This is a genomic window from Phyllobacterium sp. CL33Tsu, from assembly GCF_900113985.1.
GTDB classification, from domain to species: Bacteria; Pseudomonadota; Alphaproteobacteria; order Rhizobiales; family Rhizobiaceae; genus Phyllobacterium; species Phyllobacterium pellucidum.
On record NZ_FORJ01000004.1, the window covers coordinates 25,467 to 42,442 of the forward strand.

23 protein-coding genes are annotated in these 16,976 nt (G+C 58.0%); 10 read left to right on the forward strand and 13 right to left on the reverse strand.

The window, feature by feature from the left end:
* The 5 genes from BM074_RS15115 to BM074_RS15135 all read right to left on the reverse strand — a co-directional run bounded on the left by BM074_RS15115 (nt 1) and on the right by BM074_RS15135 (nt 5,300).
* Complete coding sequence (locus BM074_RS15115) at nt 1–1,020, reverse strand: FAD binding domain-containing protein (protein WP_091923079.1); 1,020 nt, start codon at nt 1,018–1,020, stop codon at nt 1–3.
* Nucleotides 1,017–1,538 (reverse strand): (2Fe-2S)-binding protein, encoded by a 522-nt coding sequence (locus tag BM074_RS15120; RefSeq protein WP_244532876.1) that lies wholly within the window; start codon nt 1,536–1,538, stop codon nt 1,017–1,019. The genes BM074_RS15115 and BM074_RS15120 overlap by 4 nt, the downstream gene beginning before the upstream one ends.
* Before the next feature lie 182 nt (nt 1,539–1,720).
* A complete protein-coding gene (locus BM074_RS15125; protein ID WP_091923080.1) occupies nt 1,721–3,172 on the reverse strand; it encodes a cryptochrome/photolyase family protein in 1,452 nt (483 codons plus the stop codon).
* Nucleotides 3,169–3,981, reverse strand: a complete 813-nt coding sequence (locus BM074_RS15130; protein ID WP_091923082.1) for a DUF1365 domain-containing protein — start codon at nt 3,979–3,981, stop codon at nt 3,169–3,171. The genes BM074_RS15125 and BM074_RS15130 overlap by 4 nt, the downstream gene beginning before the upstream one ends.
* Complete coding sequence (locus BM074_RS15135) at nt 3,978–5,300, reverse strand: NAD(P)/FAD-dependent oxidoreductase (protein ID WP_091923083.1); 1,323 nt, start codon at nt 5,298–5,300, stop codon at nt 3,978–3,980. Before BM074_RS15135 ends, BM074_RS15130 begins: the two co-directional genes overlap by 4 nt.
* Before the next feature lie 279 nt (nt 5,301–5,579).
* Between BM074_RS15135 and BM074_RS15140 the strand changes: the two genes are divergently transcribed.
* The 3 genes from BM074_RS15140 to BM074_RS15150 all read left to right on the forward strand — a co-directional run bounded on the left by BM074_RS15140 (nt 5,580) and on the right by BM074_RS15150 (nt 7,646).
* Nucleotides 5,580–6,128 (forward strand): sigma-70 family RNA polymerase sigma factor, encoded by a 549-nt coding sequence (locus BM074_RS15140; RefSeq protein WP_036814688.1) that lies wholly within the window; start codon nt 5,580–5,582, stop codon nt 6,126–6,128.
* 2 nt (nt 6,129–6,130) lie between these two features.
* On the forward strand, nt 6,131–6,778 hold the full coding sequence (locus BM074_RS15145) for a ChrR family anti-sigma-E factor (protein WP_175499041.1): 648 nt from the start codon (nt 6,131–6,133) through the stop codon (nt 6,776–6,778).
* Between the two features lie 85 nt (nt 6,779–6,863).
* A complete protein-coding gene (locus BM074_RS15150) occupies nt 6,864–7,646 on the forward strand; it encodes an alpha/beta hydrolase (protein WP_051615025.1) in 783 nt (260 codons plus the stop codon).
* Between the two features lie 35 nt (nt 7,647–7,681).
* Here BM074_RS15150 and BM074_RS15155 read toward each other — a convergent pair whose 3' ends face one another.
* Together BM074_RS15155 and BM074_RS15160 are read right to left on the reverse strand one after the other, a co-directional pair.
* Nucleotides 7,682–8,095, reverse strand: a complete 414-nt coding sequence (locus BM074_RS15155; protein ID WP_027232016.1) for a DUF2177 family protein — start codon at nt 8,093–8,095, stop codon at nt 7,682–7,684.
* Between the two features lie 122 nt (nt 8,096–8,217).
* Entirely contained in the window at nt 8,218–8,790 is a 573-nt protein-coding gene (locus BM074_RS15160) for a DNA-3-methyladenine glycosylase (protein WP_244532878.1), read from the reverse strand.
* Nucleotides 8,791–8,992: 202 nt separating this feature from the next.
* On the opposite strand from BM074_RS15160, the gene BM074_RS23060 reads away from it, so the two are divergent.
* A complete protein-coding gene (locus tag BM074_RS23060) occupies nt 8,993–9,154 on the forward strand; it encodes a hypothetical protein (protein WP_172982671.1) in 162 nt (53 codons plus the stop codon).
* A 145-nt stretch (nt 9,155–9,299) separates the two neighbouring features.
* Here BM074_RS23060 and BM074_RS15165 read toward each other — a convergent pair whose 3' ends face one another.
* Nucleotides 9,300–10,034, reverse strand: coding sequence for a Crp/Fnr family transcriptional regulator (locus BM074_RS15165; RefSeq protein WP_091923087.1), 735 nt, complete (start codon nt 10,032–10,034; stop codon nt 9,300–9,302).
* Between the two features lie 501 nt (nt 10,035–10,535).
* Between BM074_RS15165 and BM074_RS15170 the strand changes: the two genes are divergently transcribed.
* From BM074_RS15170 to BM074_RS15180, 3 genes are all read left to right on the forward strand, one after another.
* Nucleotides 10,536–10,898 (forward strand): hypothetical protein, encoded by a 363-nt coding sequence (locus BM074_RS15170; protein ID WP_091923088.1) that lies wholly within the window; start codon nt 10,536–10,538, stop codon nt 10,896–10,898.
* Between the two features lie 44 nt (nt 10,899–10,942).
* On the forward strand, nt 10,943–11,167 hold the full coding sequence (locus BM074_RS23325; protein ID WP_091923090.1) for a hypothetical protein: 225 nt from the start codon (nt 10,943–10,945) through the stop codon (nt 11,165–11,167).
* A gap of 105 nt (nt 11,168–11,272) precedes the next feature.
* Nucleotides 11,273–11,764 (forward strand): DUF2380 domain-containing protein, encoded by a 492-nt coding sequence (locus BM074_RS15180; protein ID WP_091923092.1) that lies wholly within the window; start codon nt 11,273–11,275, stop codon nt 11,762–11,764.
* Here BM074_RS15180 and BM074_RS15185 read toward each other — a convergent pair whose 3' ends face one another.
* Nucleotides 11,765–12,769 (reverse strand): YihY/virulence factor BrkB family protein, encoded by a 1,005-nt coding sequence (locus tag BM074_RS15185; protein WP_091923094.1) that lies wholly within the window; start codon nt 12,767–12,769, stop codon nt 11,765–11,767.
* A gap of 425 nt (nt 12,770–13,194) precedes the next feature.
* Here BM074_RS15185 and BM074_RS15190 point away from each other — a divergent pair, with 425 nt between their 5' ends.
* On the forward strand, nt 13,195–13,485 hold the full coding sequence (locus BM074_RS15190; RefSeq protein ID WP_091923095.1) for a DUF1236 domain-containing protein: 291 nt from the start codon (nt 13,195–13,197) through the stop codon (nt 13,483–13,485).
* A 71-nt stretch (nt 13,486–13,556) separates the two neighbouring features.
* Here BM074_RS15190 and BM074_RS15195 read toward each other — a convergent pair whose 3' ends face one another.
* Nucleotides 13,557–13,796, reverse strand: coding sequence for a DUF6894 family protein (locus tag BM074_RS15195; protein ID WP_051615032.1), 240 nt, complete (start codon nt 13,794–13,796; stop codon nt 13,557–13,559).
* Between the two features lie 475 nt (nt 13,797–14,271).
* Between BM074_RS15195 and BM074_RS15205 the strand changes: the two genes are divergently transcribed.
* Complete coding sequence (locus BM074_RS15205; RefSeq protein WP_091923098.1) at nt 14,272–14,466, forward strand: hypothetical protein; 195 nt, start codon at nt 14,272–14,274, stop codon at nt 14,464–14,466.
* Nucleotides 14,467–14,472: 6 nt separating this feature from the next.
* Here the strand turns inward: BM074_RS15205 and BM074_RS15210 are convergent, their stop codons facing one another.
* The 3 genes from BM074_RS15210 to BM074_RS15220 form a co-directional block, all read right to left on the reverse strand.
* Nucleotides 14,473–14,697, reverse strand: coding sequence for a hypothetical protein (locus BM074_RS15210; RefSeq protein WP_091923099.1), 225 nt, complete (start codon nt 14,695–14,697; stop codon nt 14,473–14,475).
* 114 nt (nt 14,698–14,811) lie between these two features.
* A complete protein-coding gene (locus BM074_RS15215; protein ID WP_091923101.1) occupies nt 14,812–15,696 on the reverse strand; it encodes an alpha/beta fold hydrolase in 885 nt (294 codons plus the stop codon).
* 9 nt (nt 15,697–15,705) lie between these two features.
* The gene (locus BM074_RS15220) at nt 15,706–16,425 is read right to left on the reverse strand and encodes a Crp/Fnr family transcriptional regulator (RefSeq protein WP_091923545.1); all 720 of its coding nucleotides are present in this window, start codon (nt 16,423–16,425) and stop codon (nt 15,706–15,708) included.
* A gap of 100 nt (nt 16,426–16,525) precedes the next feature.
* Here BM074_RS15220 and BM074_RS15225 point away from each other — a divergent pair, with 100 nt between their 5' ends.
* Complete coding sequence (locus tag BM074_RS15225; RefSeq protein ID WP_027232026.1) at nt 16,526–16,786, forward strand: DUF6894 family protein; 261 nt, start codon at nt 16,526–16,528, stop codon at nt 16,784–16,786.
* Nucleotides 16,787–16,976: the final 190 nt, after the last annotated feature.

Genomic DNA, 16,976 nt, shown 5'->3' on the forward strand with positions numbered 1-16,976 from the left:
TCAATGGACACGCTTGTCGAACTGCGACTGAGGCGTTCGTGATGCGGCCTGTTCAAGCGCTCGAACGACCGTCCGATGGGCAAGGTCTATCTTGAAGTCGTTCTCAGACAATGCAACGGAGCCTGATAGCAGCATCGATGCGAACTGGTCGAAGTTCACACGGGACGCAGGCCGGCCGATCAACATCGCTTCCGCAGCCGTGTTCCGCCACGGTTTGTGCGCGACGCCGCCCAAGGCAATTTTGGCCGTCGAAACCGCGGCTTCGTCGTTTATCGTCATTAACACCGCGGCCGAGACGATGGCAAAGGCGTAAGACAGGCGATCGCGGATCTTCAAATAGCTGTATCGATGATGCTCGAGTACCGGCGGCAGAAAGATTTCAAGAATGATTTCGTCATCGACAAGCGTCGTGTCTTTCTCAGGCGAGTCGCCCGGCAGTCGGTGAAAGTCAGCGAAGGGAATGGAGCGTACTCCCTTGGGGCCTTGAACGATTATTGTCGCTCCGATGGCTGCGAGGGCAACGCACATGTCGGACGGGTGGGTAGCCACACAAAGTTGGCTCGCGCCAAGTATGGCATGGTTGCGGTTCAGCCCTGTTCGAGCCGGACATCCGCTACCCGGCGCTCGTTTGTTGCAAGGAGTCAGCACGTCATAAAAATACGGGCAACGCGTTCTCTGCATGAGGTTGCCCCCGACTGTGGCCGCGTTGCGCAACTGGGCCGACGCGCCGGCGAAGATGGCGCTGGCTAGTAAAGGATAATGTCGCGCGATAAACGGGTGAATGGCAACCTCGGAGTTTGTCACGAGGGCGCCAACGCGCAATCCTCCATCGGCGGTTTCATTTATCTCACGGAGCGGCAAGTCGTTGATGTCGATAATGGTCGTCGGGGTCGATACGTCGTACTTCATCAAATCAATGAGGTTGGTGCCTCCGGCCAACAGTTTTGCGTCTGCATGGACGGAGAGACTTTCGATCGCCTGATCGATCGACGCGGCTCGGACATATGTGAACCGCTTCATGGCAAAGAGTTCGCGTCGGGTGCCGCTGCCACGACTTCTTCGATCGCGTCCACGATCCCGATATAGGCACCACAGCGACAGAGATTACCACTCATGCCTTCGCGTATCTCGTCCCGCGTCTTCGCGATACCTTCCGAAATCAATCCGATGGCCGAGCAGATTTGCCCGGGTGTACAGTATCCGCATTGGAGAGCGTCATGTTTCACGAACGCCGCCTGCAGGGGATGAAGCTGGTCGGGAGTTCCAATGCCTTCGATTGTTGTCACTACGGAGCCGCTGCGGCTAACGGCGAGCACCAGGCAACTGTTGATCCGAATACCGTTAATGAGCACGGTACACGCACCACATTGGCCATGATCGCACCCCTTCTTGGTGCCCGTAAGATCAAACTCCTCCCGTAGCAGATCAAGCAGCGTCACCCACGGCTCGATAGTCGCCACCCTTATGACGCCGTTAATGGTGTAGACCACGCGAAATGCTGTATTTGGTGCGGCATCCATGATGTCACGAAGCCCCATGCCCTTAATGTTTGCTTGCAAACACTAGGCGCGGACTAACCCCGTGACAAGTTCGATCCACACAAGCAGGCTCTGGCCAAGGGCGATGAGAACAGAGTGAAGACCCTCCACGCAGCGATGATACGTCTTGGGACACACTTGTATCCTGCCTGGGAGACCCGTCCGACTCCAGCACCAGATCGTTACCTCATCGCCGTGGAATAGGCATCCAGTGCTCGGCGGCGGGAGGCTTGATGATCAACGATGGGCCACGGATAAGTCTCGCCGAGGCTGACATTCGCCTCTCTCAGAACGGCTTCGGGCGCATTCCAAGGCTGATGCACAAATTTTGCAGGAAGCGCCTTCAGTTCCGGTACGAATTTTCGAACATAGTCCCCCTTCGGATCGAATTTCTCACCCTGAAGGACGGGATTGAAGATGCGGAAATAGGGAGCGGCGTCGGCGCCGGACCCAGCCACCCATTGCCAGCTCGCAGAATTGTTGGCGGGATCCGCATCGACGAGCGTATCCCAGAACCATGCTTCGCCCTCGCGCCAGTCAACGAGCAGGTGCTTGATGAGGAAGGAAGCGACGACCATTCGCACCCGGTTGTGCATCCATCCCGTCTGCCAAAGCTGGCGCATGCCGGCATCGACGATGGGGTAGCCGGTCAGCCCGCGCTTCCAGGCGGTGAACTGGCCCCCGGCATCGCCCGCCCATGCGAAATTGTCGAAGGCCGGCTTGAAGTTTTCCGAATGCAGCTTCGGATTGTGGAAAAGCAGATGCCAGGAGAATTCCCGCCAGCCTACCTCTGCGCGGAACTTTTCCGCGCCGGATCGATGGTCGAGCCCTTCGGGCGCCCTTAAGGCATGCCATATCTGGAAGGGTGTTATCTCGCCATGGGCAAGATGCGGCGACAATCGCGATGTCGCCTCCATGTCAGGACGATTGCGCTTGGCTACGTAGCGGTCGATCGACCCGTCGAGGAAGTCCGCAAGCCGCTCATGGGCTCCTTCTTCACCAGGTGTCCAGTCTCTGAGAAAGCCATTGGCCCAGTCGGGCTCATGGGGCAGAAGCGCCCAGTCGTCGAGACTGTCCGTCGTTACCGGGTGCGGCCAGGCCAATAGTTCTCGCGGCGCGGCCAGTGGATCGCGGGGCTCGGGCTGCGCATTCAGCGCGCGCCAGAACGGCGAATAGACGCGATAATACCCACCGGAGCCTGTCTTCAGCGCATATGGCTCGTGCAACAGATGGCCCTCGAAGCTCTCGGCCGCGATTCCCCGGCTTGATAATCCGGCCTTGAGTGCCGTATCAATGGCAACGCCGGGTCGATCGTAACGACGGTTCCACAGCACGGCATCGGCTCCGGTGTCATCCAGTACTTCGTCGACAATCGCCGCAGTGTTTCCCCGCCGCAGAATGAGCCGGCCGCCCAGTTTTTCGAGCGAAGCGCCCAGCGCTTTCAGTGAATGGTGCAGCCACCACTTCCGCGCGCCGCCGATTGGCCGCGAATCCTCGTTCGTCTCATCCCAAAGGAAAATCGGGATAACCGGCTTGCCGGAGCCGGCAGCAGCCAGCAGCGCGCGGTTATCGCGGATGCGCAGGTCGTGACGAAAGAGCACGATCGCCGGCTTATCAGTGTTGTCGTCAGTCATTCTGCCCGGGTCGATCGCGCTATGATGGTTTTGGTCTGAACGGGTGTCTGCGGCCGAGGCTTGAGGCCGACGCCCTTCAACCATATCCGCAGCGCTTCCCAATGTATGCCGGCAATGACTTTAAGGGTCAGCAGGGGATAGGCGAAACACAATTTCGCTAGTTGCCAGTCGCTGAATTCCTTCCGCCTGCCGGCAAAAGCGGTGGCGATGATCAGGCCCTCGCGGTCGCTGGCATTGATCACGATCGAGGCGGCGTCATCGGGAATCTTGATGGTGAAATCGTAGCCCAGCGCCATCTCCATGAAGGGCGAGACATAAAACGCCTTGGCACATTCCTGATGCAATGGTCCGGCGCTGCCGGTGCCTTTGTCGAGGGGGAAGACATAGCTGTGACGCTGGCCAAACGTGTTATCCACCTCATAGATCAATGCGGCCAATGCGCCGGCGCGATCATGGCAGAAATAGACACTGAGGGGATTGAACACATAGCCGAGGATGCGCGGCATCGACATTAGGCGGATTGCGCCGCCATCGGGCTCTGCTCCCGCCGCGCGAAGATGATCCTCGACGTAGCTTCGCAGCGGCGAGCCGTCATTGGCGACCTCGGACTTGCTGCCATGATCGCGGTCGTAGAAGCTGAAGAGATTGAAGCGGTTGCGCGAAAACAGCCAGTGCTCCCGGGCGATCCGGTCAATCTCATCAATGTCGAACAGCATGTAAAACATGCGGTAGCGCAGGAAGTGCTGGCGGGGCCGCAGTCGCTTGTGGGTCACCTTGCCCGCATAAATCGCCGAGGAAAACGCGCTCATGCCGCAACCTCTACCGGACTAGCCAATGGCTGGCGATGGATGCGCGCCGATTCATCGGCAACGGTCCAAGGACGGCGTAGGCCACCCAAATCTTCGGCAACGGCAAGGCCTGCCTGGAGCCCGTCTTCATGGAAGCCCGCGCCGAAATAAGCGCCGCAGAACCAGGTGTTGCGAGCCCCTTGCAACTGCCAGAGCTGGCGCTGCGCCTGCATGGCCTCACTGTCGAAGAGTGGATGCGCATAGGTCTGGGTATGCAGCACCTTGCACGGGTCCGGCGCATGGCGAGGATTGAGGGTAACGAAGAACTGGCGATCGGTTTCGAGGGGCTGAAGCCTGTTCATCCAATAGCTGACGCAGAGTTGACTTGGGGGCTGCATCTCCTTGCGTTCGCCAAGGTAATTCCAGCTCGACCACACCGAACGCCGCTTTGGCATGAGCGTTTCATCCTCGTGCAGCACGGCGCGATTAACCGAGTAGCGAAAGGCGGAAAGAAGTCTTTGCTCGAGTGCCGACGGGTCTGCGAGCAGGGCAAGCGTCTCGTCGGCATGACCCGCCATCACGACATGATCGAATATGGCGGTCACTCCGTGGATATCTGAGACCGTGACATGATCGCCGGCACGCCGGACCGATGCGGCGGCGCAGCCGGTGCGGACGCGGTTCCTGTAATTCGCCGTCAGGCGCTCAACGTAGTTGCGGCTTCCGCCCTTGACCGTGCGCCAGACAGGCCGGTTGGCAAGCTTGAGCAATCCATGATTGTCGCAGAAGCGGATGAATGCTTCGGCCGGGTAGTCGAGAAGGCTCGCAGCCGGCGCCGACCAGATGGCCGATGCCATCGGCAACAGGTGATCGTCACGGAACGCGCGGCCGTAACCTTCACGTTCGAGGAAATCGCCAAGCGCAATGAGGCCAAGCTTGCCCGCATGGGCTGGAGTTTCGCGATAAAAGCGCAAGATGTCGCGCAGCATGAGCCAAAACCGCGGATTGACGAGGTTACGTTGCTGGGCAAAAAGGCCGCTGAAGCCCGTTCCGGAATATTCGAGCCTGCCGCTATCGAGCGAGACGGCGAATGACATTTCCGACGCCGCGGTTTCAACGCCGAGCAAGGCAAACAGCGCGGTCAGGTTGGGATAGGTCTGTTCATTGTAGACGATGAAGCCGGTATCGACGGCCACACCGCCCTCACCGGGTACAATCACGGTATTGCTGTGCCCGCCAATGCGCGTTTCGCGTTCGTAGACGGTGATTTCGTGTTTCTGCGAAAGAAGCCATGCGGCCGACATGCCGGATATACCGGACCCTATGACTGCGATTTTCAACCCTGTTCTCCCGAACTCATCCTGCAAACACCGACAGCCAAGGGAAATCAGACGTTGTCTCCCTGTGCTGCAATCAATACGTTGCAGATACGGGAATGGATCATTGATAGTTTCGCTGGTCCCGAAGCGATGATCCGATTGCGGTGGGCCTGCGTATAGAGCGGTATGAATGACGTCGGTACGTTTGCCTCTTACAATTTCGAGACCCTCTGGCGGGGGCAGCTTCGAGCAATGTCGGCGCGTCGGGCTAAAGGCGCACCTGCCGGCGGGTGCGTCATCATGACGGAAAAGGCGGAGCAGTCGGCGCGGCTCGTTGCCATAGCGCAACAGGCCGACAAGGCGGCATTCGCAGAACTCTTCGGCTACTTTGCACCACGCCTGAAAGGTTTTTTCATGCGTGGTGGCATGGCCGCCGGGCAGGCGGAGGAACTTGCACAGGAAACCATGCTGATGGTCTGGCGCAAGGCGGCGCTGTACGATCCGGCGAAAGCCTCCGCTTCGACCTGGATATTCACTATCGCACGCAATTTGCGCGTGGATTCAGTACGCCGTGAGCGCTATCCGGCGCAGCATCTGCTTGAAGATCCGGCGCCCGAACTTCCGGCCTCGCCCTCCGACGAGGTGCTAAGAACCGAGAGCGAACACCGGGTCCGCACTGCGATCGATCTGCTTTCGGCGGACCAGCTGAACGTCATACGTCTGCATTATTTCGATGACAAACCCCACAGTGAAATCGCCAAAGTGCTGGGTTTGCCACTTGGTACGGTGAAATCCCGCTTGCGGCTGGCCATGCAGCGCTTGCGCGGCCTGCTGGGTGAGGAACAATGACGATGTCCCACCGTCCATCCGACGACCTTTTGATGGCCTATGCCGCCGGAACCCTGGCGCCAGGTCCCGCGCTCGTGGTCGCGGCGCACCTGACGATGTGTCCGGAAAGCGCCGAGCGCGTCCGCGCTTTCGAAATCTTTGGCGGGATCGCGCTTGAGGACGCGTCCGAAAGCGCTCTTTCGCCCGACGCATTGGAGAAGACGCTCGCGCGGATCGATTCAGGCCCGCCTTCCAAAGTGGTGGAACGGGGCAAATGGCTCGCTGAGTTGCCAGAGGGGATGCGCCTGCCGCAGCCGCTTGAACATTACGATATCGGCAAGTGGAAATTCCTTGCGCCCGGCGTACGCTGGAGCTCGATCGGCCGCGGTGGCTCCGCCCGCAACCGCCCCATGCTGCTGCGCTCGAAACCGGGCATGCTGCTGCCCGAACATACCCATGCCGGTACCGAATACACGCTCATTCTTAAGGGTTCGCTCCATGATGCGGACGGCGACTACCATGTCGGCGATCTCATCGTTGCCGATGCCAGTCTCGAGCACGAGCCAGCAGCGGGTCCTGATGAGGATTGTATATGTCTCGCTGTGGTCGATGGCCGCTTGCGGATGAAGAGCCTCGTTGGCCGGCTTGTCCAACCCCTCATGGGGTTTTGAGCACTTGAGCCCCTTTTTGGCAATCGCGGCGGTCGCTGGTGCGGCCATGGTCCTGACGGCGTGCTCGCCGGGAACAATCTTGAACATGGCCACTACTTCCAATGGTGCTCGAGTCGAGCAGAACGTCGCTTATGGCGAAGGGCCGAGGCGCACGCTCGATGTTTACGCACCGGCCGGTGCGCATGCCGCCCCGGTGGCCGTCTTCTTCTACGGCGGCAGCTGGCAGAACGGCGACAAGAAAACCTATCAATTCGTGGGATCGGCTTTGGCCGCCAAGGGGATCGTTACGGTGATACCCGATTATCGGCTTTACCCCCAGGTTCATTATGAAGGCTTTCTTGACGACGGCGCCAAGGCCGTTCGCTGGGCAAGGGATCATGCACGCCAATACGGTGGCGATCCGGCAAAGCTGTTCGTCGTCGGCCACTCCGCCGGCGCTTACATTGCCGCGATGCTCGCACTCGACAAGACGTGGCTCGGGAGGGAGGGCATGACGCCGAATAGGGACCTCGGGGGTTTTGTCGGTATTGCCGGACCCTATGATTTCCTGCCATCGCAGGACGAAAAGATAGCGGCCATATTCAGCACCGCCGAAACGACGACGCTGGCCGAACCCGTGGCGTTTGCCGGACGCCACGAGCCGCCTACGCTGCTCCTGCACGGCAAAAGCGACACGACGGTCTTTCCGCGAAACAGCACGCGGCTTGCCGAGAAGTTGAGCGCTGGCGGAAACAACGTTGATATAAAGCTCTACCCGGGCGTTGGACACCTCGGCATCATCGGCGCGATGGGGTCGCCCATGCGCTTCGTCGCTCCGACTTTGGACGATACGGCAAATTTCGTCCGCGCGCATTCCAACCGCAACTGAACAGACGCAATGCTTCGTGGCGAGTAAGTGATGTGTTAGCTTAGCCTCGCCAGCAGCCAGTTCGTCGCCAGAAAGCTCAAGGTCGCCGACAAACCGGAAGCAAAAGTGCCCCAGGCAATATCCACGACCGTAAGGGCGGTCGACCATTGTTTCAAAGTCGCCTGGCTGGTCAGATCATAGGTGGCATAGGCAAAAAAGCCGAAAAGCGCGCCATAAATCAGCGCGGTGTGCCATCGGCCGGTCTCCATGGCCGGGCTTAAGGCGAAGATCACGATGCCGACCGCGTAGATCAGATAGAACAGGATGGCCGGTGCGTAATTCACATCCGACGCCACTATGTCTGGGATGCGGGCGCGGTAAAAGCTCGTCGCCATCGTGCCAAGCCACAACATGTCGAGCGCAAGGAAAATTACTGCGGTGACGAAATATGCCAGTCCGTATTTAAGCATGTTTGATCCCTGTTTTGGATGTATACGCTGGCAGCGCCCCGGCGGATCTTTCGATGGTACCGCGGGACAATTATTGCCGCGGCCATGAACACGCTGACGATATACGCGGCTTACATGAACGGCTATTTCAGGGGAAACTTTCTGCTGAGAAAGGGCGAAGCGCGGGCGCCGAAACGCCACGGCGTTTCGACGGCCTTGGTCAGACCGATCCGTGGTCCTATGCTGATCTCGAAGGCATCCGTTGCCGCCTCCAGCAAAAAAGGCGGCTCAAACAGAGATTTGCCGTCATACGACTTGTCTACAGCAAGCGCCTGGGCAAGTTTTCCCGGTCCCGAGCACAATAGCCTTATGTCATCGACGGCGCGGCGGCGCTGCATGATCTCGATGTTACGAACGGGTTCTATTGCCCGGATAAGCACTGCTGACGCCTCGAGACACACAAAATTCAGACACGAGTGGATACCATACGACCGGTAGACGTAGGCGCGACCTGCTGGACCGAACATCGTCCGGTTCGCGATCCCGGGCCCGCGATAACTGTGCGAGGCAGGATCGTTTGGAGCATAGGCTTCGGTTTCGATGATCGGTCCGCCCACCCCATCGACAAACAGAGAAACGCCAATGAGGGCGCGGGCAACCTCCTCCGAACTTCGTTGGAAAAAGCTCTCGTCGAGCATGGTGGTGATGTCTTCCATCGCGTTAAATTGCTCCTTTCCGAACCCACTCTTAGCAAAGTCACGAACACGTTCTTGACACTGCGAAACTGGCCCATTCGCTACCGCACATACAAGCGCTGTGTCCGCTACCGTACAGTTCCGATCTGCAATTCAATTAGCAGGAACATTCGTCACCGCGCCGGATTGATTGAATGCGGGGTTAACAAAACGGAGAAGACAAATGCCTAATAGTCAAAAGAGCGGAAGTTCACAGAGCGGCAAGGGCACGTCCAAGCAGCAGGAACAGGGACAAGGTTCACGCGGCTCCCAGCAGGGATCCGGGTCCTCCAAGAGCGGTGAACAACAGGGCAAAGCTGGCGAGCAGAGCCACAAGAATAAATAGGTAGGTCCGGTAATCGATGCAGTTAATGAAAGCGGCTGGGAAAATTCCCGGCCGTTTTCATATACCCATAAGTCCGCTTCACCCCGTTCCCTGCCGGCTTCGCATTCCCATTCAGGGTCGGCTGTTCACGGTGGAAATCGTCGGGTCAGACTGAGCGGGAAAGCGGCTTGCCGCGCCAGCCCGTCAATCTTTCGGCTTCCCGCTCGGCAAGTCCATAGGCACCATCGGCGATCGCTGCGAGGCCATGGCGGTCGCGGATGACAATTTCCGAGCGTCTCGAGATCACGAGATGTTCGCCTTCAAGAATATGCAGCGCATCGGTGACACTGGGACGCCTGACGCCAAGCATCGTTGCAAGGAATTCATGGGTCACACCGAGATATTCGCCTGAGATCCGGTCGTGCATCATGAGCAGCCATCGTGCGAGACGTGCCTCGATCGTCGACCGGCCATTGGCAAGCGCGGTCGATCCGGTCTGGATGGAGAAGGAGCGCGCGTATTTCAGGAACAATCGCATCAGGTCGCTGTTGCCCTCGATAGCTCTGCGAAATCGGTCCGCAGCGATCCTGTTGCCCTTTCCCGCCACTTGAACAACGGTGCGGTAAGGGCTCAGTTCGTCGCCCAACACTGCGCCGACATGTGACATCCCGTCTGCGCCGAACAGTCCGATCTCGATATCGCGGCCATCGGACAGGGAAGTGATCACCGATCCAATGCCACTATCTGGAAAATAGATATACGGGATCGTCCGGTTCGGCTCGTTGAGGAGCATGCCGAGCGGGAGGTCGACCGTTTCGAGATGGGCAAACAGTTCGTCGCCCTTGCAAGCCCTGCTCATTGCAAGGAGATGGTTGGCGAAGTTGCCGGCTGCCAAACTCATCACGTGCTCCTGTCTCTATCGGAATTGGCCTGCGAAAGCATTGCGAACAACGTCCGAAAACGTACAGACTCTGCCATCTGTTGCAGGAACGCGATAAAATTTCGGGCGAGTATGGAAGGGAGAAACGAGCTGCTGACGGCATCTAATGCAACCCGCTTTCAGTCGCACTTCAAACCGTCGAGACATATCCTGCAATATCGGCGATCAAGAATTCAGCGCCAGAAGAGGCACCGCACCCCGCGCGAATAAGCGTCTTTGCTCATTTGCCGCGCAGCAAATTCGGTACGATTGCGGACCAAGCCGGAACGAGCGTTTTTAGCGGGCGTTCATTGTGCGCTGATTTTCCAGGTCAGCGCGCCCTGGTTCAACGGTTACGCCGAGCTTTCTGGGGCTCATAGTTGGCGGTGAGCGAAAGTTCACCGCCCTTTTGCGACCAAGGCAACTGGAACAATAACGCGATAGCCCGGTTTACCGATATTGAACCTATAGGGAGGAAATCAAATGAAAGCGCTTGCACCGATCATCGCCGCTGCCGCACTGGCTTTTGCCCCCGGTATCGCATGTGCCGCATGCCCCACGACAACCGGATCGATAAATTCCGATGCAAAGCCGGGCATCGCCAAGGATGGCACGCACGTTCCCTTGGAAAATTCGGGCAACAGCACGATACAAAAGGGTGCGGCCAGTACGGGTACAACAACCAATAATAGCCCCCAGACCGCTCAGAAGGACGGCCAAACCATGCCACTCGCCGGCACGGAAGGCGCAGGTGACAAGAATTTAGCCACCTCAGCGCAGGACGTGCAGGCGCAGCAGAAGGGCGAACCGACCGCCATGGCCAAGGCCGAGGACTGCAAGAACTAGTTTCCAACCAACGGCTGGACTTAGGCCGTCCTTGGAGTTCAACCATGAAGATAGCTGGCGCGTTATTTGTTTGCCTCGGCATACTGTACGCAGTGTGGGTGGCAATCAGTTCGCGCCGGCTCAGCTCTCCGCCCAGGCATCCCGACAATCAAAATGCACCAACACTGGAGCCAAAACGGCAAGGTCTCGGATTCCTCGGCGCGGGTCGCAACTGGCCCGCCTTAGCACTGATCGCAATCGGCGTCCTGATGCTGATCTATCCTATGTAATCATTTCCCGCCGAACCTGCCGCGGCTTTGCGAATTAGCAGCAACGTGGCATGATTTGTCCGCCTCGGCCTTTACCCAGCGAGGAAAGCCGCATGGAGGGTTAACATGCGCCCGTTGCTTCTGATGATATTGGGCTTGATGATGTGCACCCCGGCCGGCGCTCAGCAAAACCCGCCTGCCTCGATCGCAGTATTTCCCATTGAACTTGAAGACAGGAGTGCGGGCGCCGGCATCATTGCGCCCGATGAGCACGACACGCGCTATCTTTCCGAGTCAGAACAAATGGCAAAGGACATGCTCACGGGCTCGGGCCGCTATACTGTGGTGGGCGTTACGGTGCCTGCGGAGGCAGAGGCGAAGGGGCTGCGCTATTGCGGGGGCTGCGAGGCCGCTATCGCTCGCCAGAACGGCGCATCGCTCGCACTCCTCGGCGTCGTCACCCGTGTCAACCGCACCGAACATGCCGTATTCATTCGCATCCTTGATGCGAAAAGCGGCAAGACCGTTGCGGAGGGCTTCACCGATCTGCGAATGGGCGCAAATTATGCGTGGCCTCGGTCAGTGAAATGGGTGATGACCAATAAAATTCTGCGCTGATTATTCAGCCACGCTTTCGCCCAGCGTATCGGCAACGACTGCGCCCCGCTTGCCCATGGGCTGCGGCGGACCTGTCGTACTGTCGACTGCGGTTTGGTGTTCGAGCTCCGCATTAAGTTCTGCGCCGAGAATAAGAATGATCAATGAGATCCACATCCACATCATCAGGCCGGCTACTGCGCCCAAGGCGCCATAGGTGGCGTTATAATCAGCAAAGTTTGTAAGATACGATGTGAACGCTGCAGAGGCGGCGATGCCGATCACAGCGGACAATACGGCACCCCATGAAAGCCACCGCCACTTCGCATATTCCCGGTCCGGGCCGTAGCGATAGACGATCGAGATTGCAGCCACGGTAACGCCCATCATAACCGGCCAGCGGGCGAGGCTCAGCAAACCGGCGCTCCAACCTTCAAGCCCCATCGCGTCAAGAAGTTTCGGCATGATGCCCAGCGCCAGAAGCAGCACGATTCCGAAAAAGATTCCACCCAGAGTAACGACGAATGAAACAAGGTTCAGCTTGACGAAGCTGCGGGTCTCGTTCTGCCCGTAGGCGACGTTCAACGCTTCGAAAATGCCTTTGACGCCATTATTGGCGCTCCAGAGCGCGATGACGAAACCGAACAGAAAGCCGATGCTAAGCAACTTCGTATCCTGCGCGGCGAGTGCCTCGAGTTGAGCACGTATCAGAGCTATCGCGTCATTGGGCAAGATGCCGGCAAACAGCGAAACATTCCCTGCAACAGAGGCACGATCAGCAAGAAAGCCATAAAGCGACACAAAGGCCGTCAAGGCGGGAAAAAGAGCGAGCAGCAAATAAAACGCTGCACCTGCCGCTATCAGCATGATGCGGTCTTGTGACAGTGACTGCCACACCCGGTAAAGGACGTCCTTCCATCCGAGCGCCGGAATCTCTGAAGGCTTCTTGGCGCGACGGCCGCGGGCTTTTTGCCGCGCACGGGCGTTACGCACTTGTTCCTTAGTTCGCTTTGTGGATGCCTTCATGCGCGGGACCGATATCTTTGCCTCTATCCTGCAATTCACAGATACGAGCAATGTTCCGGCGACCACCATGAAAAATGGAGGACGTAAGGTTCAGTGACAGTGGCGGCCGGACGGGTTATGCGCTCGCCTGCCGTTTCGTTGGCCAGGACCGGAAACCAGAAAAACTGTCCTGTCCGCCCTACCGTCGCGTCTGGTTAACACGGCCACCGCTGTCTAGCGTGAAAACGGCCGTGGCAAAGTCGGGTTCCATTCGACGCGGCAAAAATCTTCTAAGCGGCGGAGCACGCCGGCTCTTGTAGCGCCGTTCGCTGGCCCTGACTTTTCGCGGCAGCAAAGCCTGTGTCGGTGAGGGTTGTCACTTCTTCTGGAACCAAACGGGCCTATTGCCGGTTTCTTGCCCAGGGACACACAAGGAGACAAAACTTATGAAACGCATCGTTGCAATAACCACCGCATTGCTCCTCGCCGGCTCGACTTATGCCTTTGCGCAGGACGCTGTCATCGTGGAAGTTCCACAGCCAGCGCGCGACTATGTCATCGCCCATCCTTCGGATCCTGTTGTGATCGATGGCGATGTTGCCGTTGGAGCCGTCGTTCCCCAAGAGGTTCAGCTGGTACCGATTCCGGATAGCCCGGACTACGCCTATGTCTACGTCGACAAGCAGCCGATCATCGTATCGCGCAAGGACCGCAAGGTTGTTTATCTATCGCAGTAACGCTGCCATGTGTGGGATAGAATGGAGGGCCTCGTAGGGGGCCCTCTTCGCCAGGATCGGCAAATAAAGAGCTATTCGGTTTTTGTGCGCAGGAGGTCAGACACGAAAATCGTCTTCAAAAGTTCGCCCGGTTCATTATAGATGCGCACGACCCATGTCGTTGGATCGTAGCCTTCAATGACCGCGTCGATGAGCGATTCCCTTGCTGCCTTGTGCGCAGCGTCGATCGCAGCTTCATGGTCAGGAAATGCGATCGGTGTAATGGCATCAAGCCCCTCACCTTCATCGAAAACGAAACGAAACAGCGGCATGTGGGACCTCGCACTTCCTTTGTCGAGAATGAACTCTCCGCACCACCATTCGTTCCCTAGGTGAGACCATGAAAGTCGCCGTTGGCTCGTTCTGCCTAGTCCAAACATGCGCGGGCGGATCACGGACCTCGTCAGGATTGGGCAAAGGCACTTCGTCCGGCAGCTGATGGGGAGATGGCGGCTCGACAATGGGCGGCACCGGTCCGGGTCCCGGCGCGGGCACCGGCGGCCTGTCAGGGATTGGCGGATCGGGATTTGGACGAGGACCAGGATCACCCATCAGATTGCTCCCTACTGTTGCTCGAATTTGCGTCATTGCAGTGATTGTCAATTGGCATCGTAAGTTTCAGTGAAACACATGGAGGAAACGGAAGTTCCGTCACCTTTGGGCACGCATTAGAGAGTGGGAGACTCCGGGAACGCAACGACTGGAAAATCGTTCACGGGAAGTAGTCGCCAAGCAGATGAGGGTGTCATGAGCAACGAGCCTACAAAAGCGGATTTGCGCGAAGAACTGGCGCGGCTGAAGGACGATCTCGCCGTCGCCGAAGGCAGCCAAACCTTCGGCATTTCCACGGAAGGTGATTCAGTACCGGGTGACAGTGCCGCAGAGGTCATACGGCGCAGGATCGCCGAACTGGAAGAAGTGCTGAACCGCGCCGGAAATTAACAAGTGCTAGTGTTGCTCCTGATCCCTGAGGTCGAGCCCGAGCAGCTTGTTGAGAGCGAGCCGCGCTTCGCGCATGGTCCAACCTGCCGCCATCGCCTCCCTGATGAGATCGATGTAATCTTCACCCGGATCGTGCAGTTCTTCGAACCTTGCCCTGATGGCTTCGACGCAATCCGACTCGCGAACCGAATGGGTTGCCAAATGCGAGGGCGGAGAAATCTGCACCGTCATCATGACGCTCCAGTCAAGACCAGAAACTTTATACCATCAGAAGTTGTAGCAAAATGTAACGGCCCGCGGGTTCGAAAGTTCCAACCCCTGTACTCAGGTTCATCGCCTTTTAGGCTACCAGTACAGGCTGTGAAAACGCGAAAGTGCATTGGCCAACGTCTCGGGCACCTCCTCCGCCATATGGTGCCCGCAAGGCAGGGAGTGGCCGGACAGGTCCGTTGCCCACCGCCGCCAGACGCCAAGAACATCGCCGTAGAGGTCCTCGAGATCGTCCTGCCCCGACCATAAAACCTGCAACGGACAGGCCAAGCGCCGTCCGGCGCTCCAGTCTTCCTCGTCGTGGCGCCAGTCGATCTCAAGGCCGGCACGGTAATCCTCGATCATGCCGTGGACCGTCGCCGGATCATGAATGGCTGTGCTGTAATCCGCGAAGTTCGCTTCTCCCATTTTGTCGGCCGTACCACCGTACCATGCGAGCGGATCGGCCAGGATGGCCCGTTCAGGCTTCTCTGCCTGAGCGAAGAAAAACCAGTGCCACCAGGCTTTCGCGAATTTGGCGTCGCATCGCTCGACAGCCTCGATGATTGGAACTCCATCGAGGATTGATAGAGATCTGATCGTCTGCGGATGATCCATCGCACAGCGAAAAGCCGTATAGCTGCCGCGATCGTGGCCGGCGACCGAGAATGTTTCGAACCCCAGTCCGTGCATTAGCTCGACGCAGTCACGCGCTTTCGCTCGTTTGGACGACCCGGCGTGATCGGGATGGTCCGCAGGCTTGGACGAACCGCCAAATCCGCGCAGATCAGGACAGACAACGGTAAACTCAAGCGCGAGCAAAGGAGCAACCCGGTACCAGGTGGTGTGCGTGCGCGGATGCCCGTGAAGCAAAAGCAGCGGCGGTCCGTTACCCCCGTGACGAACCCGCAAGGTGGCTTCGCTGAGAACGATCGTCTCCAAGGTGAATCCCGGAAATATCTCGGCTGTCTTATACGACATCTGTAATCGCTACCGCGCCTCGACCGAAAGATTGAGATAAAGCGGGTTGAATTCCGCGAACTCCTTCAAGGCTTCCCAGTCGACAATTGTCACTGTCCGATTGATCCAGGTCACGAGCTTTTCGCGGCGCAGCGACTGCAGTGTCTTGTTGAGATGGACCACCGAGATCCCGACGACATCGGCAAGCTCGACCTGCGACAGCGGTAGGTGAAAGCTCTGTTCGTTGGTCAGTTGCACGACCTGCAGGCGGACGTAGAGCTCGCAGATCAGATGAGCAAGATGCGCCTTCTTTGATCTTCGCCCCATCGCGACGATCCATTCGCGATGGATGGCGCCGTCGATCAGGGTGGAAAGCCAGAGCAACCGCGTCAGGTGCGGGACAGTTTCGGTGACCGTCTTGAGAGCGTTGTGGTCGGCGAAGGCGACACGGCACGGGGACAAGGCGACAATACCGTGGTCCATGATTTTCAGGGGGAATGCGTGAAGATCGACGAAGTCGCCGGGAATATGCAGGGACGTAATCTGCCGGCTGCCGTCATCGAGCACCTTATAGCGCGCGGCGAAGCCTTCCAGCATCAAGGTGCTATATGTCGGCCGTGATCCTTCCCGCACCAGATCTTCATCGATTTCAAATTGTCGCCCGCGTGTGATGATTGATCGAAGAAGCGATTTCTCCTCCTCGGAAACAATGTCGCGACTTTCAAGATTCAGAAGCAGTGATTCAATCAAAAAAACCTCCATCCAATTTTCCAGAATAGTGACGAATGACGGAACTGATTGGCCCACGAACGATTACTATCCTTACGAAACCAGCAGCGTGTACACACAAATGTCCCGATATTACTTTGACTTGCACAATGGCGCCGGCCCCCTGCGCGACGACCACGGGGTGGAATTGGCGACGCTCAATGCCGTAACCCAGGAGGCAACGCGCATCCTGCTCGATATTGCTCGCGACGAAGTCGGCGACACGGGGCGTCTGATTGTCACCGTGACTGTGAGAGACGAGGAAGGGAATCCCATTTCAATCGCGAGCCTGACGTTTTCCAATGAGTGGCTGGAAAATCCGAAGACAGTGCCGTCTCGGTAAGATTGCGTTGCTTATCTAGCTACAAGTCGCCGCGAAACCTTTTGTTCCGATTCAATGCGGTTCGCTCATAATCCAGCGATCATCGTGCAGTTTCGCAAAACATGTTTCGACGATTCCGTTAAACAATTTGAATGACACCCACCGGCGCCGCGTCCAGTGTTCGGCCTAATACTTGACGACGATGAGGAGG

Bases quoted from the DNA above. Each gene is read 5' to 3' on its own strand.
- BM074_RS15190 (WP_091923095.1), top strand. From the start codon at position 13,195: ATGAAACGCATCGTTGCAATAACCACCGCATTGCTCCTCGCCGGCTCG.
- BM074_RS15140 (WP_036814688.1), top strand. From the start codon at position 5,580: ATGACGGAAAAGGCGGAGCAGTCGGCGCGGCTCGTTGCCATAGCGCAA.
- BM074_RS23060 (WP_172982671.1), top strand. From the start codon at position 8,993: ATGCCTAATAGTCAAAAGAGCGGAAGTTCACAGAGCGGCAAGGGCACG.
- BM074_RS15125 (WP_091923080.1), bottom strand. From the start codon at position 3,172: ATGACTGACGACAACACTGATAAGCCGGCGATCGTGCTCTTTCGTCAC.
- BM074_RS15145 (WP_175499041.1), top strand. From the start codon at position 6,131: ATGTCCCACCGTCCATCCGACGACCTTTTGATGGCCTATGCCGCCGGA.
- BM074_RS15160 (WP_244532878.1), bottom strand. From the start codon at position 8,790: ATGGAAGACATCACCACCATGCTCGACGAGAGCTTTTTCCAACGAAGT.
- BM074_RS15155 (WP_027232016.1), bottom strand. From the start codon at position 8,095: ATGCTTAAATACGGACTGGCATATTTCGTCACCGCAGTAATTTTCCTT.
- BM074_RS15185 (WP_091923094.1), bottom strand. From the start codon at position 12,769: ATGAAGGCATCCACAAAGCGAACTAAGGAACAAGTGCGTAACGCCCGT.
- BM074_RS15115 (WP_091923079.1), bottom strand. From the start codon at position 1,020: ATGAAGCGGTTCACATATGTCCGAGCCGCGTCGATCGATCAGGCGATC.
- BM074_RS23325 (WP_091923090.1), top strand. From the start codon at position 10,943: ATGAAGATAGCTGGCGCGTTATTTGTTTGCCTCGGCATACTGTACGCA.
- BM074_RS15165 (WP_091923087.1), bottom strand. From the start codon at position 10,034: ATGAGTTTGGCAGCCGGCAACTTCGCCAACCATCTCCTTGCAATGAGC.
- BM074_RS15130 (WP_091923082.1), bottom strand. From the start codon at position 3,981: ATGAGCGCGTTTTCCTCGGCGATTTATGCGGGCAAGGTGACCCACAAG.
- BM074_RS15225 (WP_027232026.1), top strand. From the start codon at position 16,526: ATGTCCCGATATTACTTTGACTTGCACAATGGCGCCGGCCCCCTGCGC.
- BM074_RS15150 (WP_051615025.1), top strand. From the start codon at position 6,864: ATGGCCACTACTTCCAATGGTGCTCGAGTCGAGCAGAACGTCGCTTAT.
- BM074_RS15205 (WP_091923098.1), top strand. From the start codon at position 14,272: ATGAGCAACGAGCCTACAAAAGCGGATTTGCGCGAAGAACTGGCGCGG.
- BM074_RS15215 (WP_091923101.1), bottom strand. From the start codon at position 15,696: ATGTCGTATAAGACAGCCGAGATATTTCCGGGATTCACCTTGGAGACG.
- BM074_RS15210 (WP_091923099.1), bottom strand. From the start codon at position 14,697: ATGACGGTGCAGATTTCTCCGCCCTCGCATTTGGCAACCCATTCGGTT.
- BM074_RS15170 (WP_091923088.1), top strand. From the start codon at position 10,536: ATGAAAGCGCTTGCACCGATCATCGCCGCTGCCGCACTGGCTTTTGCC.
- BM074_RS15180 (WP_091923092.1), top strand. From the start codon at position 11,273: ATGCGCCCGTTGCTTCTGATGATATTGGGCTTGATGATGTGCACCCCG.
- BM074_RS15195 (WP_051615032.1), bottom strand. From the start codon at position 13,796: ATGCCGCTGTTTCGTTTCGTTTTCGATGAAGGTGAGGGGCTTGATGCC.
- BM074_RS15120 (WP_244532876.1), bottom strand. From the start codon at position 1,538: ATGGGGCTTCGTGACATCATGGATGCCGCACCAAATACAGCATTTCGC.